The sequence below is a fragment of the Streptomyces sp. WY228 genome (genome assembly GCF_019287315.1).
In the GTDB taxonomy this organism is placed as follows: Bacteria; Actinomycetota; Actinomycetes; order Streptomycetales; family Streptomycetaceae; genus Streptomyces; species Streptomyces caviscabies.
The window spans coordinates 2485377-2500929 of sequence record NZ_CP079114.1; the positions used below are offsets into that span (position 1 = coordinate 2485377).

At 70.5% G+C, this 15553-nt stretch carries 12 protein-coding genes and 1 pseudogene; 1 reads left to right on the forward strand and 12 read right to left on the reverse strand.

Annotated features, from left to right (window positions below; genetic code table 11):
* Nucleotides 1-15: 15 nt before the first annotated feature.
* The 3 genes from nadD to KV381_RS10800 form a co-directional block, all read right to left on the reverse strand.
* Complete coding sequence (nadD, locus tag KV381_RS10790) at nucleotides 16-633, reverse strand: nicotinate-nucleotide adenylyltransferase (RefSeq protein ID WP_030077827.1); 618 nt, start codon at nucleotides 631-633, stop codon at nucleotides 16-18.
* Nucleotides 634-670: 37 nt separating this feature from the next.
* Nucleotides 671-832 carry a hypothetical protein gene (locus tag KV381_RS10795; RefSeq protein ID WP_218785119.1) on the reverse strand — a complete coding sequence of 54 codons (162 nt, stop codon included), beginning with the start codon at nucleotides 830-832 and terminating at the stop codon, nucleotides 671-673.
* A gap of 84 nt (nucleotides 833-916) precedes the next feature.
* Entirely contained in the window at nucleotides 917-1069 is a 153-nt protein-coding gene (locus tag KV381_RS10800; protein ID WP_003969217.1) for a hypothetical protein, read from the reverse strand.
* 110 nt (nucleotides 1070-1179) lie between these two features.
* On the opposite strand from KV381_RS10800, the gene KV381_RS10805 reads away from it, so the two are divergent.
* Nucleotides 1180-2304 (forward strand): M48 family metallopeptidase, encoded by a 1125-nt coding sequence (locus tag KV381_RS10805; protein ID WP_030077825.1) that lies wholly within the window; start codon nucleotides 1180-1182, stop codon nucleotides 2302-2304.
* Here the strand turns inward: KV381_RS10805 and KV381_RS10810 are convergent.
* The 9 genes and pseudogenes from KV381_RS10810 to KV381_RS10850 form a co-directional block, all read right to left on the reverse strand.
* Nucleotides 2219-3367, reverse strand: a complete 1149-nt coding sequence (locus KV381_RS10810) for a hypothetical protein (RefSeq protein WP_086779490.1) — start codon at nucleotides 3365-3367, stop codon at nucleotides 2219-2221. The genes KV381_RS10805 and KV381_RS10810 overlap by 86 nt on opposite strands.
* A 281-nt stretch (nucleotides 3368-3648) precedes the next feature.
* Nucleotides 3649-4239, reverse strand: a complete 591-nt coding sequence (locus KV381_RS10815; protein WP_030077819.1) for a hypothetical protein — start codon at nucleotides 4237-4239, stop codon at nucleotides 3649-3651.
* A 139-nt stretch (nucleotides 4240-4378) separates the two neighbouring features.
* Nucleotides 4379-5662, reverse strand: a complete 1284-nt coding sequence (locus KV381_RS10820; protein ID WP_218785120.1) for a glutamate-5-semialdehyde dehydrogenase — start codon at nucleotides 5660-5662, stop codon at nucleotides 4379-4381.
* Nucleotides 5663-5882: 220 nt separating this feature from the next.
* Nucleotides 5883-6374, reverse strand: a complete 492-nt coding sequence (locus KV381_RS10825) for a hypothetical protein (protein WP_030077815.1) — start codon at nucleotides 6372-6374, stop codon at nucleotides 5883-5885.
* Between the two features lie 128 nt (nucleotides 6375-6502).
* A complete protein-coding gene (gene proB / locus KV381_RS10830; protein ID WP_247594990.1) occupies nucleotides 6503-7657 on the reverse strand; it encodes a glutamate 5-kinase in 1155 nt (384 codons plus the stop codon).
* A gap of 152 nt (nucleotides 7658-7809) precedes the next feature.
* Nucleotides 7810-10007: pseudogene (locus KV381_RS36910) on the reverse strand (CDP-glycerol glycerophosphotransferase family protein).
* Between the two features lie 223 nt (nucleotides 10008-10230).
* Nucleotides 10231-11469 carry a glycosyltransferase family 2 protein gene (locus KV381_RS10840; RefSeq protein WP_193463955.1) on the reverse strand — a complete coding sequence of 413 codons (1239 nt, stop codon included), beginning with the start codon at nucleotides 11467-11469 and terminating at the stop codon, nucleotides 10231-10233.
* Nucleotides 11470-11669: 200 nt separating this feature from the next.
* Nucleotides 11670-13763 (reverse strand): hypothetical protein, encoded by a 2094-nt coding sequence (locus KV381_RS10845; protein WP_247594989.1) that lies wholly within the window; start codon nucleotides 13761-13763, stop codon nucleotides 11670-11672.
* A 225-nt stretch (nucleotides 13764-13988) separates the two neighbouring features.
* Nucleotides 13989-15488, reverse strand: coding sequence for a bifunctional cytidylyltransferase/SDR family oxidoreductase (locus KV381_RS10850; RefSeq protein ID WP_030077805.1), 1500 nt, complete (start codon nucleotides 15486-15488; stop codon nucleotides 13989-13991).
* Nucleotides 15489-15553: the final 65 nt, after the last annotated feature.

The following is a 15553-nucleotide window of genomic DNA, read 5'->3' on the forward strand; positions in this document are numbered from 1 at the left end:
GCCCCTCTCCGTGGCTCATTCGCCGCGGTACAGCTGGCGCTTGTCGATGTAGCGGACCACGCCGTCCGGCACCAGGTACCAGACCGGCTCCCCCTGCGCGACCCTCTCACGACAGTCCGTGGACGAGATCGCCAGCGCGGGCACCTCCACGAGGGAGACACCGCCCTCGGGCAGTCCGTCGTCCGTGAGCACGTGACCCGGGCGGGTCACACCGATGAAGTGGGAGAGCGAGAACAGCTCCTCCGCGTCGCGCCAGGTGAGGATCTGGGACAACGCGTCGGCGCCGGTGATGAAGAAGAGGTCCGCCTCGCCGTGGACCTCGCGCAGATCCCGCAGCGTATCGATGGTGTACGTCGGTCCGCCACGGTCGATGTCACTGCGGCTGACGGAGAACTGCGGGTTGGACGCGGTGGCGATGACCGTCATCAGATAACGGTCCTCGGCCGGGGAGACCTTTTTGTGGCTTTTCTGCCACGGCTGCCCGGTCGGGACGAAAACGACCTCGTCGAGATGGAACTGGGCGGCCACTTCACTGGCCGCCACCAGGTGTCCATGGTGGATCGGGTCGAATGTCCCGCCCATCACGCCGATACGGCGCTTGCCGGGGCCGGTAGGCACTTCCTGCTCTCCCATGCGTGCAGAGCCTACTGGCACAGCTGTACGCCTCGACTCAGCGGTCGCGGTTGAAGCGGGTGGTGACCCACAGCAGGAACATCAGCGCGAGGAAGGCCAGGCCGCCGACGAGGTAGGGGTTGAGGCTTTCGTGGTTGCCGCCGCCCTCCCCTCCGGAAGAGAGGGTGGCCAGCTCGTGTGCGGTGCTCGTGAGGCTCATCTTCGGCAGGACCTATCGATCGTGAGGCGGAAGGAAGACGTCAGGCACATCGTATGCGGGAGCCTCGGGCACGCTCACGGCGACTCAGTCGTTGTTGTCGTCGTTGCGGTATCCACGCAGCAGGAACCAGGCGAGCAGCACCGCTCCGAGGATCGAGACGAGCAGCACGATCCGGAGGGTGTCGCCCGGTCCCTGCTCCTCGGACGCGGCGGCGAGCAGTACGGCGGTGTGCGGCATTCGGGCGCTCCTCAAAGTTATCCACAGCCCCCCGCACACCGTAGCGCCAGCGCCTACGCTGGGTTTTGTCCGGGGGACGAGCAACGTCTCGTACGAACAGGGGGCCATCCATGACCGACAGCAGTCACGAGAACGTGCCGAGCAGGCAGCGCCGGCGATTCCCCGGGATCTCCTCCCGGGCCTACGAGCACCCCGCCGACCGCTCGGCCCTGGTGGCCCTGCGCAAGCTGACCGGGTTCGACACGGTGTTCAAGGCGCTCAGCGGGCTGCTCCCGGAGCGCAGCCTGCGGCTGCTCTTCCTCTCCGACTCCGTCCGGGTGAGCGACGCGCAGTTCGCCCATCTCAACGACATGCTGCGGGACGCGTGTTACATCCTGGACCTGGAGAAGGTCCCGCCGATGTACGTGAAGCAGGATCCGCAGCCCAACGCCATGTGCATCGGGCTGGACGAGCCGATCATCGTGGTCACCACGGGCCTGGTCGAGCTGCTCGACGAGGAGGAGATGCGGGCGGTGGTGGGCCACGAGGTGGGCCACGCGCTCTCCGGCCACTCGGTGTACCGGACGATACTGCTCTTCCTGACCAACCTCGCCGTGAAGGTCGCCTGGATCCCGCTGGGCAATGTGGCGATCATGGCGATAGTGACGGCGCTGCGCGAGTGGTTCCGCAAGTCGGAGCTGTCCGCGGACCGGGCCGGGCTGCTGGTCGGCCAGGACATCACGGCCTCGATGCGCGGTCTGATGAAGATCGCGGGCGGCAATCACCTCCACGAGATGAACGTGGACGCCTTCCTCGCCCAGGCCGACGAGTACGAGAAGGGCGGGGATCTCCGCGACTCCGTCCTCAAGATCCTCAATGTGCTGCCCCGGACGCACCCGTTCACCACGGTGCGGGCCGCCGAGCTGAAGAAGTGGTCGGAGACCCGCGACTTCCAGCGGATCATGGACGGCCACTACCCCCGGCGCGACGAGGACAAGGACACCTCGGTGACCGACTCGTTCCGGGAGTCCGCCTCGCACTACGCGGACACGGTGCGCACCAGCAAGGACCCGCTGATGAAGCTGGTGGGCGACATCGCCGGAGGCGCGGGAGACCTGGGCGGCAAGCTGCGCGACAAGTTCACCGGAGCCGGGTCCGGCGGCGGTTCCGCTACGAACGGGAACGGGGCGTCCGGTCGGCCTCAGGACCCGGAGGAGGGGAGCTCGGGGACGGGGTCCGGCCCGTCGGGGAGCTGACACCCGTCAGGGTTCCGCACAGCGCCGCCGTGGGCCGGCCCGTGGCGTACGGGTCGGTGGCGGCGGGGCCACGGGTGTCCGCCCGCTCCCCGGCCAGGAGCGGGTGGAGCATCCCGGTCGCGTCGGCCGAGCAGGACTGCGGACCTGCCTGGACATAGGCGGTGCTCACCTCCAGGCGGTGCAGTCGCAGATCCTCGCGGTCGAAGCGGAAGTGGAGCTCGCGTCGCACGGTGAACAGGGACGCGTTGTCCTCCCGGTGGGGCCCGTCCGCCGGGCGCAGGGCGTAGGTGAAGGTGTGGTCCGAGACGACGCCGAGGACGCCCGCCGCCTCCTCCTCGTAGCGGAGGGTGCCCCGGACCCGGATCTGCGGGTCCGCGAGCTCCACCCGCTCCGGGTCGAAGCGCACCAGCCAGCCGGTGGCGGCGTGGCTCCCGTCGTCCGCCGGGTCGCTCAGGCTCTGTTCGAACTGGGGGCGCTGGTCCGGGTCGAGGAGGTGCTCGACGGGCCGGCGTACGGAGCCGGTGAGGACATCGGGGTTCAGGGACGACTCCACCAGGTAGTCCTTGACCGTGGCGAGGGCGGCGGTGATCTGGCTGTCGGAGAAGTTCTGGGTGCGCTCCACCGAGGGGAAGTTGATTCCTGCCGCGCCCGTGCGGTGTCCGGAGACCGGCTCGGCGCGGTACAGCCGCTCGGGTGATCCGCCCGGGACGGCGCCCCGGGGGGCCAGAGGGACGACGGTGGTCCGCAGGGGTTCGGCGCGTCGGGTGGCCGGTTGGGGGTACGGGCTGCGGAATCCGATGTAGACGGCCACGGCGAAGGCCAGGGCGATGAGGACGACCAGCGCTATGGCGGCCCGGGAGCCTCCGCCGCTGCGGACGGTGACCTCTGCCTCGGGCACGGTGCGGACGGCGCGGGCGTGCTCGCCCATCCGTTCCTGCGCCGAGTACTCCTGCATCCGGGCAGCCTGGATGAACGATTCGTCGAAGACGAGCGAGCGGTATTCGTCCTCGCCGCCCGCGGGGTTCTCGGGCGGGCCGTCCGGCGGTTCTGAGCGGCCTGTCATGACTTCTCTCCCGATCTCCACACCGGTCGGTTCGGTGCGCAACGGTCTGCTTCGGCCGAGTGGCGTGCGGCAGCGAGAAGCCCCCCTGGGAACGAGGGGTCACATCTTCAGGGTAGGTCGATTGCGGTCCGCGTAAACGCGGAGACCGTCGGGAACTGCGGGGCGGCCGGGGAGGCGGGGGCCGAACGTCGGCGAACGGGTGACGCGAGGGGGTGGGAGGGGCGGGAGGGAGGGGGCCGGGGGCGGGGGGGAGGCCCCCGGAGGCCCCGGAGGAAGCCGACTCAGGGCACCCGGGGCTCGGCGGACACCGCGGGGCGGGAGTAGTCCGCGGAGGCGGACGGGGCGGCGCCCGGCTTGTCGACGCCGCTGGTGACGGGTGGCGGCATCTGGTCCTGGCGGTTGTTCGATGCGCCCCGGTAGACCGCGGTGAAGGCGAGCGAGACCATGCCGACGCCCATCACCAGCGCCAGCAGCCAGGCGACCGGCCGGTGCCAGCGGGCGGAGTTGCGGTAGGGGCGCAGGGAGCCGCCGTGGCGGCCGTAGGGCCCCGGGGCGAGGTCGTCGTCGTCCTCGTAGCCGTGGTCCGGGTCGTAGTCGAGGTCCTGGGGGTCGTGGTAGCCCCGGGAGCGGCCGTAGGGGCCGTATTCGTCGTCGTCGGCGCGACGGCTCCGGCGGGCACGGGCCGCGTCCGCCTCGGCGCGGGCCTCGGCGGCGGCGAGCAGGCGCTCCACGGCGGTGGGTTCGTGGACGGGCGCCGACCGGACGAAGTCCTCGTCGAACACCACGGAGGCGAAGTCCTCGTCCGCGCCCCCGCGGTCGTCGTCGGGCTCCCAGCCGTCCGGGAACGGCTTGCCCCCCACGTCGTCCGGCACGGTTTCAGCGTAGCCCCGTCGGGACCTTTTGGGCAGGGACCCCGCAAACTCCCCCGGATCGACGCGGGCGAACATGTGGTCGGCCCCACCCGGCGGGCGGGGCCGACCACGTGTGGCGCGGAAGGGCCGGGAAGGGCGTCTAGCGGATGTGCCCGTCCCCCGTGACGATGTACTTCGTCGAGGTCAGCTCGGGCAGGGCCATCGGACCGCGGGCGTGCAGCTTCTGCGTGGAGATGCCGATCTCGGCGCCGAAGCCGAACTGCCCGCCGTCGGTGAAGCGGGTCGAGGCGTTCACGGCGACCGTGGTCGAATCGACCAATTGGGTGAACCGGCGGGCGGCGGCCTGCGAGGTGGTGACGATCGCCTCGGTGTGGCCGGAGGTCCAGAGCCGGATGTGGGCGACCGCCGCGTCCAGGGAGTCGACGACCGCCGCCGCGATGTCGTAGGAGAGGTATTCGGTCTCCCAGTCCTCCGTCGTCGCCGGGACCACCGTGGCCTTGGTGGCGTCCGCGTGCGCGAGCACCCGTTCGTCGCCGTGGACGGTGACCCCGGCCTCGGCCAGGGCGTCCAGGGCGAGCGGCAGGAAGTCGTCCGCCACGTCCTTGTGGACGAGCAGGGTCTCGGCCGCGTTGCAGACGCTGGGGCGCTGGGCCTTGGAGTTGATCAGGATGTCGACCGCCATGGCCAGGTCCGTCTGCGCGTCGACGTAGACGTGGCAGTTGCCGGTGCCGGTCTCGATGACGGGGACGGTGGACTGCTCGACGACCGTGCGGATCAGCGAGGCGCCGCCGCGCGGGATGAGGACGTCGACCAGGCCGCGGGCCCGCATCAGCTCCGTCACGGAGTCACGGCTCTCGCCGGGGACGAGCTGCACCGCGTCGGCCGGCAGTCCGGAGCCGCCGACCGCGTCGCGCACCACCCGGACGAGGGCGGTGTTGGAGGCGTAGGCGGAGGAGGAGCCGCGCAGCAGGACCGCGTTGCCGGACTTCAGGCAGAGGGCCGCGGCGTCGACGGTGACGTTGGGCCGGGCCTCGTAGATGATGCCGACCACACCGAGCGGGACGCGCACCTGGCGGAGGTCGATGCCGTTGGGCAGGGTCGAGCCGCGGACCACTTCGCCGACCGGGTCGGGCAGCGCGGCCACGTCCCGTACATCGGCGGCGATGGCGCGGATGCGTTCCGGGGTGAGGGTGAGGCGGTCGATGATGCCTTCGCTCGTCCCGGCCTCGCGGGCGCGCTCGACGTCCTTCGCGTTGGCCTCGACGATCTCGCTCGTACGCACTTCGAGGGCGTCGGCGATGGCCAGCAGCGCGTCGTCCTTGGCCGCGCGCGGAAGTGGCGCGATATCGGCGGCGGCGGCACGGGCCCGGTAGGCGGTCTGCGCGACCGGGGAGAGGTTGTCGTAGGGCGAGAGCGTGGTCATGCCCGCAGAGTAATGCGCGCTCTGCGGGCATCCGTCACGTATCCCGTGATGCGAGACGGCCGACCCGAGGGACGGACGCCCCCGGATCGGCCACGGATCTGCCCGGATCCGCCCGGATCCGCCCGGATCGGCCACGGATCCGCCCGGATCAGCGACGGGTATGTCCGGACCGATCGCTGATCGGCACGGATCGCCCGGGATCGCCCCCGGTCCGCCCGGCTCAGTAGGGGTGCACACCCACGGGGGCCGCGGGCGGTGGTCCGTACCCCTCGGCGATCCGCAGGTGGTAGGTCTCGCGGTCGATGACTTCGAGGCCGACGATCTCCCAGGGCGGGAGCTGTGCGCTGGAGCGGTGCTCGCCCCACAGCCGCAGCGCCACCGCGGCCGCGTCGTGCAGATCACGGGCCTCTTCCCAGTAGCGGATCTCCGCGTGGTCGCCGGCGTAACGGCTGGTCAGCAGGAAGGGATGGTCGTGGGCGAGCTGTTCCAGACCGCGTCTGACCTCCCCCAGCGGGGTCTCGGTGCCCGAGACGCTGAGGGTGATGTGCCAGAGCTTCGACTGCGGGGACTCCTCCTTCGCCGTCGTGACCGGCTCCCGTCCGACGGTGTCCGCCGGGAGGGGATTCCGGTCGAAACCCGCCCCCGCTCCGACACTCGTCAGGGCGCGGTTGGCCGTGCCTCGGGGCGGCGCCCCCGGGCGCGCTCGTCTCACCGGCGGCCTCCTGTGATGTGTTGCTGTGCGGTACCCCTGTTTCCCCACTACAAAGTGGACCAGTCCACAGCCTGGCGTGGGGTGGTTTTGGTAAAGGTCCCTGCCGGAGAGCGGGACTTTCAGCCGATTCAGGTGGTGAGACGCGGTGCGAGGAGGACCAGATCGTCCCTGTGTACGACCTCGCGTTCGTAGGCGGGTCCCAGTTCGCGGGCCAGATCCCGGGTGGAGCGGCCGAGCAGCTGGGGGATCTCCTTCGCGTCGAAGTTGACGAGTCCGCGGGCGATCGGGGTGCCGTGCGGGTCGCGCAGTTCGACGGGGTCGCCGGCGCTGAACTCGCCCTCGACGGCGGAGATTCCGGCGGGCAGCAGCGAGGTGCGGCGTTCCACCACGGCGCGTACGGCGCCCTCGTCGAGGGTGAGCGAGCCCTGCGGGGTGGAGGCGTGGGCCAGCCACAGGAGCCGGTCGGCGGAGCGGCGGCCGGTGCGGTGGAAGTACGTGCCGGTGTCGCGGCCCGCGAGCGCGTCGGCGGCCCGGCTGGCGGAGGTGAGGACGACGGGGACGCCGGCGGCGGTGGCGATGCGGGCGGCCTCGACCTTGGTGACCATGCCGCCGGTGCCCACGCCCGCCTTCCCGGCGCTGCCGATGGTGACGCCCGCCAGGTCCTCGGGGCCGGTGACCTCGGCGATCCGGGCGGCGCCGGGGGTGCCGGGCGGTCCGTCGTAGAGGCCGTCGACGTCGGAGAGGAGGACCAGCAGGTCGGCGTGGACGAGGTGGGCGACGAGGGCGGCGAGCCGGTCGTTGTCGCCGAAGCGGATCTCGTCGGTGGCGACGGTGTCGTTCTCGTTGACGACGGGGACGGCGCCCATCTCCAGGAGCTTGTCCAGGGTGCTGTAGGCGTTGCGGTAGTGGCCGCGGCGGCTGGTGTCGTCGGCGGTGAGGAGCACCTGGCCGACGCGGACGCCGTAGCGCGCGAAGGAGGCGGTGTAGCGGGCCACGAGGAGGCCCTGTCCGACGCTGGCGGCGGCCTGCTGGCGGGCCAGGTCCTTGGGTCGGCGGACGAGGCCGAGCGGGGCGAGTCCGGCGGCGATGGCTCCGCTGGAGACGAGGACGACCTCGCGTTCGCCGCCGTCCCTGACCTTGGCCAGGACGTCGACGAGGGCGTCGACCCGGTCGGCGTCGAGGCCGCCGGAGGCCGTGGTGAGCGAGGAGGAGCCGACCTTGACGACGACCCTGCGGGCGCCGGTCACTGCCGATTCGCGGACCGACGGCCTCTGCTCTGCCACGTGCTTCCTCGCTCTGGATCGCCCCGGTGTACGGCGGGGGCCCTGGAGCCGGTCGGCCCCGGTGTCGCCCCCGGCACGCAGGGTACGCGAGCGGCCGCCCCCGCCGCCCGCCGGTTTCGGCCGGTGGACAGCGGCGGGGGCGGCCGGTGGGTTCAGCTCTGCTGCTCGTCCTTGACGGCGAGCATCCGGTCCACGACCCGGGCAGCGGCGCGGCCGTCGGAGGGCTCGCAGAAGTCGACCCGGAACTGGGCGTACTTCTCCTTGTACTCCTCGCTGACCGCGTCGATGTTCCGGATCGCGGAGACCAGGTCCTCGGAGGTCTTGATCAGCGGCCCGGGGGCGCGGGAGGTGAAGTCGAAGTAGAAGCCGCGCAGGGTGTCGCGGTAGTGCTCCAGGTCGTACGTGAAGAAGAGCATCGGACGGCCGGAGTGCGCGAAGTCGAACAGCACCGAGGAGTAGTCCGTGATCAGCACGTCGGCGATCAGGTAGAGGTCGGCGATGTCCGGGTAGTACGTGACGTCGTAGACGAAGCCCTGTCCGGCGCCGGGGATGGAGTCGAGGACCTTGTGGTGCTTGCGGTAGAGCAGCACGTGGTCGTCGCCGAGCTCCCGCTTCGCGGCCTCGACGTCGATCTGGTTGTCGAGCTTGAAGCGGCGTCCGCCGTAGCGCTGGTCGTCGCGCCAGGTGGGCGCGTACAGCACGACCTTCTTACCCGCGGGGATGCCGAGCTTCTCGCGTACGGCCGCGGCGCGCTTGACGCGGTCGGGGGCGTGGAAGACGTCGTTGCGCGGGTAGCCCGCCTCCAGGACCTCGCACTGGAGGCGGAAGGAGTTGGTCATGATCGGGGTGGTGAAGGCGTTCGGCGTGATGAACAGGCTGTACTGGCGCGAGCGCTGCGGGAGGCTCGCGATGTAGGCCAGGTTCGCCTTGGGGGTGCCGAGGAGGTCGGCGCCGATGCGCTTGAGCGGGGTGCCGTGCCAGGTCTGGACGACGACCTGGCCCTCGCGGCGGACGAACCACTCGCGGATGCCGCCGTTGGTGACGACGTACCGGCTGCGGGCCAGTGCCTCGTACCACTCCTTGCTGCCCCACTCGACGCCGCGGACGCCGGGCGGCAGGACGACCTGCTGGTCGTGGACCATCGCGATGTGCTCGACCTCGGTGCCGCGGCGCTTGAGCTCCTCGTAGACCGCGCGGGGCGAGTCGGAGAACTGCTTGCCGCCGAAGCTGTTGTAGAGCACGGCCTCGCGCAGCGGCAGCTTGCGCTGCTCGGGGGTGTAGACGTCGCGCATCAGGCGCTGGCGGTAGGCGCCGCGCAGCTCCGGGTCGAGGACCGGGCCGGACTCCACGAAGATCCGGTCGAAGTCGAGCCGTTCGACGGTGTACGTGCGGTGCTCGCCCCGGTGGGCCAGCGGCAGCGTGCCGACGAGGTCGGGGCGGATCGTGACGGGGAGGTCGCGGGTGTGGTCCCACTCGGTGCGCAGGCGAAGCCGCGGCATCCAGCGGCCGGCGCGCAGCGGCACGGTGCCCTCGTAGGTGGGCATGGTGTCCGGGCGCAGCCGGCGGTGGTGAAGGCGCAACCGTCGCCGTGCCTGCGATCATCCACGGAGACGTTTGGAGTAGGCTGTGGTCAGCCGGCGACGAGGCGGACTCCGTCGTCGAGGATCCGGGTGGAGCTGTGGCCGGCCGCGCCCGCGTTGTTCTTGGTGATGCTGCCGACCGACATGCCGCCGGGGCGCGGGATGCCGATGCCCAGGCGCCAGGTGCCGGGCTGCCACTGGCCGCGTACGCGCAGCCGGGACGGGTCGATGCCGATCTCGAAGCCGGACCAGTCGTAGTTGTGCAGGGCGCCCTTGGCCTCGGCGGTGGCGCGGGGCTCCAGGACGGTGCGCAGGCGCAGCGGGAGGGTGGAGCGGCTGCCCTGGCGGCGGAGCACGGCGACGCGCAGCGAGCGCTTGCCGGTGGCCGAGGGGACGTTGGGGATGTAGGCGTAGCCCTTGACGAGGAGCTTGCCGTCCTCCCAGCCGAGGTCCAGGAGCTTGCCGCGTACGGGAAGTTCGCTGCGGTTGAAGTTGCGCACGGAGGAGGGGAGCGAGGAGCTCTCGACGCCGGGCAGCTCGATGCGGGCGCGCCGCAGGCCGCGGACGGAGAAGGCTCCCGGGTTCTCGCGCTCGTAGTGCAGCAGCTCGACCAGTTCGTCGCCGCGGCCGCTGGCCGCCAGGTGCCACTTGACCCGGGCCATCGGGGAGAACTGCCGTACGACCTTGGGGGCGGCACGCGCCAGGAAGTCCTTGGCCGCTCGGTGGAATTCGGGGCGCTCCTCGACCGGAGTCTCCGGGAAGTACTTCATGAGCCTGCTGAGCTCGTCGGGGATCGCTTCGAGGGACGCCACGGGGGGAGGGCCTTTCCGGGGGGACGTGCAGATGATGAACCCCAGGAGGACGGGGCGTTAATGAGACCTCTCCAACGGTCTCATGGTTGCCCAACAGTATGACGTGACACCCCTCACAGGACGAACCCGCCCCGGTCGTCGCCGGGGCGGGCGGAGGCGTCCGGGGCTCCCCCGGATCCGGTCAGACGCGGTGTGCGCGCGGGGTGCGCAGGGCGCCGAGCACGGTGCGGCGGGCCTTGCGGACCACGCGGCGGGCGAAGGAGACGCGGGGGCCGGCCTGCGGGGCCTCGATCCGCCGTCCGCCGACCCATTCGGTGACGGTGACCTCGTACGCCCGGTCGGGAAGCACGGAGCTCTCGCCGAAGTGCGGGTAGGCGAGGTGGAGCCGGGGCGGGTTGCCGCGGCGGACGAGCTCGGGCTCCTTCTTGTCGCGCAGGAAGGCCGCGATGTCCAGGAGCAGGTCGAGCCGGCCCTCGGCGAGGCACATCAGCCGCAGCCGTTCGTTCACCTTGAGGTTGCGGCCCAGCTCCGGCGTCCAGTACGCCTTCATCAGGGGGGCGGCGAGCGCCATCTTGCGGGCGCGGACCTCGTCCTTCTGCTTCACCAGGCCGGGGCCGAACTGGGGCAGCAGCGTGATGACGAAGGGCCGCACCATCAGGGCGTCGCGCCGGGGGCCCGGGGGCACGTACTCGGCGATGAGCCCCATGAGGGCGCGGGCCGAGTCGAAGCGGCGCTTGTAGCCGCCCTTCTTGGTCATCTGGTTGCGGTCCTCGCGGCCCACCAGGTAGTAGCAGGTGTAGTCGGCGACGACAGAGATCCCGTTGCCGCGCAGATACGCCTCCATCGTGAACAGGGCGTCCTCGCCCGTCTTCAGCTTCTCGTCGAAGGTCATGCCGAGGCGTACGAGGAGGTCGCGCCGGAACAGCTTCTGCGCGCTCAGGGTGAATTTGATGTTGGAGGAATACAGGTCGGCGCGCTCGACGGTCTCTTTCCACATCGACTTCGCGGCACCGCGATTGACGCCGACGATCTTTCCGAGCACCACGTCGGTGCCGGCCCGGTCGCCCATGGCGACCATGCGCTCCAGGGCTTCCTCGCCGAAATAGTCGTCCGCGTCGAGAAAGAAGACGTACCGTCCGCGGGCGAGAGCGAGGCCGCGATTGCGCGGTCCGCTGGGTCCGCCGGAGTTCTCCTGCCGGACGACGCGCGTGGGGATCGCGGTCCGGGCGGCGAATTCCTCCAGGTACGCGCCGGTGCCGTCGGTGGAGCCGTCGTCGATCGCGACGATCTCCATGCGGTCCGCGCCGATGGTCTGTGCCTCGACGGACTCCAGGCACCGGACCAGGTAGGGCATCGCGTCATAGGCTCCGATGATCACACTGACATCGGGCTCGTCGTTCGTCCTGGGCATGTCGGGCATGTGCACCTGTCGATTTGATCACGAAAGAAGGCGGATTGCCCGACTATGCACTTTTTGTACATAGACATGCCGAACGACCCGTACATCCCTCCCTCAGGAGAGACGTACGGGTCGCGATCGGGGTTGCCTGCTTTTCAGCCAGTTCGATCAGTTGTGCGGCGTTCGGGCGTCCGGTCGTTCGAAGCCCGGACGGATGCCGTTCAGCGCACGGACGAGGAACCCTCGGTGACAGCGGTCTCCGCCGTGGCCTCGGCCGCCACCTCGGCTTCGGCCTCGGCCGCGGCGACCGCCTGCGGGTCCTCCGTACCGACCCCGCTGGAGACGGCCTCCTCGTCCGGCACCGCGACGGCCTGGTCGCCGAGCCGCTGGGCGACGCCCTGGTTACGGGCCTCCGCCTTGGCGGCCAGCGCCCGCACGGCGGCGTTGAACTGCTCCATGGAGGTCGGCTCGTCCGGCCCCAGGAGGTAGGTCTTCAGCTCGCGGCGGGCGTCCGCCAGCGTGTCCGCCGCCGGGTCGGCCACCGCGGCCAGCAGAGCGTCGAGCTCCTCGGCCCCGTTGGACAGGATGACCGCGGCGCGCACCGCGGTGTTCTGCCGCTTGAACTCCTCGGCCCCGAGGGCGGCGGAGTCGGTCACCGCGTACGGCTTGCCGCTCGCGATGAAGTCGGAGACCACGCTGGAGATGTCCGAAACCATCGCGTCGGACTCGTTGAAGCAGTCGTACAGCTTGGGCTGTGCGCCGGTCACCGTACGGTGCTCCCACCAGCCGAAGGAGCGCCAGTAGGCGTCGTTCCACTCGGCCCGCAGCCGGGCGGTCTCCGCCTCGCGGGCCGGGTCGGCGAGCGAGAGCCGCGACTCCTCCGCCTCGTCGCCGCCCGAGCGGCCGGTGGACGCGAGCTGGGCGAGCCGCGCCTCGATCCGGACCAGCTCGGCCTTGGCGGCGCTCTGCCCGGCGGCGGCCGAGGAGGCCTCCTTCGCCCAGCGGGGGTCGGCGGCGCGCTCGGCGGCGGCCTTGTCCAGCATCGCCCGGATCCGGGCGTTGACGGCCTTGGCCTTGGCGCTGCGGATGCCGGTGAAGGGGTGCGGCTTGTAGATGATCCGGACCGGGTCGGCGGCGTTCAGCAGCCGGCGCACGATGTTCTCGCCCGCCAGCAGCAGCGAGGTGTTGCCCGGGTTGTCGTCCCAGCCCTCCCAGGTGGGCGCGTACAGCACGGTCGGGATGGGGTTCTTGACCGCGCCCGTCCAGCTCTTGATGGGCTCCAGCTGCGGGCGGCCGACCTCGGCGATGTCCTGGTCGAGGACGCCCACGTCGGCCAGCGCGTACCGGTCGCGGCCGGCCCGGCCCGCGGTCCAGACCTCGTCGTAGACCTTGGAGTACGGGTTGACGCTGGCGAGCTTGTCGCTGTCGCCGTGGCCGATGAAGACGTGCTTCATCGTCGGGACCCGCAGGATGTGGATGTTCTTGCCGACGTTGGCGGGATACAGGCAGACCCGCACGGTCGAGAGGTCCAGGTTCATCAGGTGGGTGCCGGCCGGGACGCAGATGACCGGGACGGAGGTCTCGGCCAGCTGCGGGACGAGACCGCGCTCGCGCATGATGATCAGCGGCCGGCCCTCGACCCGGGCCATGGTCTCCAGCCACATGTTGCCCTGGTAGGCGGACTCGTTGGAGCCGGAGAAGTAGAGCACCACGGTCGGCTGGTATTCGCGCAGCCAGGTGTCGACGGCCTTCAGCACGGCGGGCGCCGGGGGCGCCAGCCGGCCGCGGCGCATGTAGGGCACGAGCGCCACGAGGTAGAGCACGGCCAGCAGCAGCGTCACGCCGATGCCCACGTAACCGATGACGTCCTGGCCGGTACCGGCGGCGATCAGGATGCCCACCACGGCCGGGATGTCCAGGTGCAGCATCTTCTCGGCGGAGCGCCGCAGCAGCGATCCGGGCGGGGCGTCGGGGATGCGCACCGCGTGCAGGTCCACGTTGCGGGTGACGACCGGCATGGTGCGGCGGAGCCGGATCAGCGTGGTCAGGGCGCCGTGCGGCGCCTGGAGCCCGTAGAAGACCAGGAAGCAGGCCACCGCCGAGTAGAACAGCGGCTGCTCGGCGAGATCCAGGCGGGCGAGCAGCAGGATGACCATCAGCTGCCGCAGCAGGAAGCGGATCGACAGCCCGGCGCGCACCTTGCCGAGCCGGTTGATCAGATAGCTCCCCCGCTGGTGCAGATACCAGTCCGCGACGTACGTGACAGCCGTGGCCGCCGCGAAGAACCAGACGTTCGGAATGAGCGCGGCGAGCATGACGCAGGGATATCCCAGCCCCATCAACAGTGCTGCCGCCAGTTCTGACCTGCTGCCCACACGGGCCAGGCGAATGGCTGTCGAGATCACGAAGAACCTGCTCCAGGGGGTGCCGGTTGATTCACGTATTGGCGGAAATGTGAAGGTGCGGCTTCACGCATTCGGGCCTCTGCCATCGCGGAAAGCGACAACAGAGGCCCGGAAAAGCACATTTGTCAAGAATTATTACACATCTGCTTGACGGTCCAGCACGGAGGCCAGCGCCTGCTCGAACCCGGAGGAGTCGGCGGCGCCCGCCGTCGGGTCCTGCTGCCGTACGTCGATGACGTGACCGGTCAGCGCGGAGAGCAGGACGTCCAGCGAGGTGCGCGCCACGGCCTCCGAGGAGAGCAGCGAGCCCTCGGGCTCCTGGCCGAACGCCTTGGTGCGCATCGGGGTCGCGGTGCGCTCCGGGTTCACGCAGTTGACCCGGATGCCCTCGCCCGCCCACTCGTCGGCGAGCGCCTGGGTGAGGTTGACCATGGCGGCCTTGGTGGAGGAGTAGAGGCTGTACTCGGCACGGCCCCGGGTGTAGCTGCTGGAGGTGTAGAGCAGCAACTGGCCCTGGGTCTCGGCGAGGTACTTGTACGAGGCGCGGGCGATCTGGACCGGCGCCAGGTAGTTGACGTTCAGCGCTTCCTGGATGGTCGTGTTGTCGGTCTCGGCCAGCTTGCCGATCCGCAGCACGCCCGCGGTGTTGATGACGTAGTCGACCCGGCCGGTCTCGGCGTACGCCTTGGAGAGCGCGTCGTCCACGTGCTCCGGGTTCTCCACGTGCGTACCGGTGGTGGAGCGGCCGAGCGCGTAGACCTTGGCGCCGTAGCTCTCGGCCAGGGCCGCGATGTCGGCGCCGATGCCGTACGAACCGCCGAAGACGACGAGGGTCTTGCCGGTGAGGAGCTCCCGGTAGGCGGCCTCGTCGGCCTGGCGCGGGGCGGCGGTGGAGGCCAGCTGGAAGAGCTTGTCGGTGATGAAGACGTCGACCGGCTGGGTCACCTTCATGTTGTACTCGTCGCCCGCGACCACGTAGATCGGCACGTCGGGGAGGTACTTGAGGACCACCGAACAGTCGTCGGTGGCCTGGAAGTTGGGGTCGCCCGCCGCGATCTCGTACGCCCTGCGGATGGTGGAGAGCTTGAAGGCCTGCGGCGTCTGGCCGCGGCGCAGCCGGGAGCGGTCGGGCACCTCGGTGATGAACTCGCCGTCCTCGCCGTGCGTGCGGGTCACGATGATCGTGTCCGCGGACGGGATGGCGACGTCGACGGCCTGGTAGCGCTCCAGCGCTTCGACACAGTCCGTGATCACACGCTGTGACAGCAGGGGGCGCACCGCGTCATGGAAGAGGACGTTGCGGTCCTCACCCTCGGCGAGACCCTCGCCGAGGGCCGCGATGGCACGCTCGGTGGTCTCGTTGCGGGTGTTGCCGCCCTCGATGATCCGGGTGACCTTGGTCAGTCCGGCCTTCGCGACGATCTTCTCGACGTCGGGCACGAAACCGGGCGCCATCAGCACGATGACGTCGTCGATGCCCTCGGCGTTCTCGAAGATGGTGAGCGTGTGCTCGATGACGGCCTTGCCGGCGATCTTCAGCAACTGCTTGGGGATCGACAGGCCCACGCGCTGGCCGGTCCCACCGGCGAGCACGACCGCTGTGGTCCGGGGCTTGGCTTCATGCGGCACAGACACAGACGACCTACCTTGCTATGACGGGGGAACAGTGTGATGGTCGCACTCTCCGTGACCGTCTCGCA